We start from the raw sequence: 996 nt of genomic DNA on the forward strand, positions 1-996 counted from the left end.
TTGTTGCTATTTGTGTGGTATTAGTTCCCGCTGTTGCCGTTGGCGCCAATGGTGTCCCCGCTAATGTTGGCGAAGTGTTCATAACAAACGTAGAACCTGTTCCTGTTTGAGATGCTACCGAAGTTGCATTTCCAACACTTGTTATTGGACCTGTTAAATTAGCATTCGTTGAATTTGCCGCTGCCACAAAAGCAGTTGTTGCTATTTGTGTGGTATTAGTTCCCGCTGTTGCAGTTGGTGCCAATGGTGTCCCCGTTAATGTTGGGTTATTAGACATTACCACATTGCCTGTCCCTGTTATTGGGTTTGAAACCAATCCTTTACTTGAATCAGTAAACACAGGTAGGGAAGCTGTTAATGTTGATAGTATTGGTTGAGAAGCTAAAGTTGCTACCCCAGTTAAAGTTGAAGTGCCATTCACACTTAAAGATGTCAATGTACCTACAGTAGTAATTGATGGTTGTGAAGCAGTTAAAATATTACCCAGTAAATTAGTTGCAGAAACTGTTGTAGCTGATATAGTACTTGCTGTTACTGTTCCTGAAAAGGTGGGTGCATTAGCTCTTACAACATCTCCAGTACCTGTGGTAGAAATTTCTTCCACTGTCCCAGTACCTGCTGTCACTCTCCCTAAAACTTTTCCACTAGCAACATCTTGAATCTTTCCGTAAGTTACATTTGAATTTAATATTTTGGCTGTAGTTACTTTATCTGCTCCAATAGTAGTAACACCTGCATTGTTTATGGTTACATCACCTGTAAGGGTTACTTCGGCTGCTAAATTACTTGAATTTCCTAAGTATATATTTCCGTCACCAAGTGTGTTTATTGAGTTAATAGCATCGGCATTAGCTTTTGCTTGGGCATCCAAAGCATTATCCGCATCCTGTAATGACGTGGATCCTGAAATGTAATTGGCACTTGTATTCGCTGTGTAGGTACCATCGGCATTCAATCCCGCTCCGGTCTGGGTCGCGTCCAATTCTGTTTGGAGCG

General features: G+C 41.5%; 1 protein-coding gene. It reads right to left on the reverse strand.

Annotated features, from left to right (window positions below):
- A partial coding sequence (locus tag VP395_RS15775) for a hypothetical protein (RefSeq protein ID WP_346242990.1) occupies positions 1-996 on the reverse strand: 996 nt, incomplete at both ends.

It is taken from the genome of Mariniflexile soesokkakense (genome assembly GCF_039650365.1).
Classification (GTDB): domain Bacteria; phylum Bacteroidota; class Bacteroidia; order Flavobacteriales; family Flavobacteriaceae; genus Mariniflexile; species Mariniflexile soesokkakense.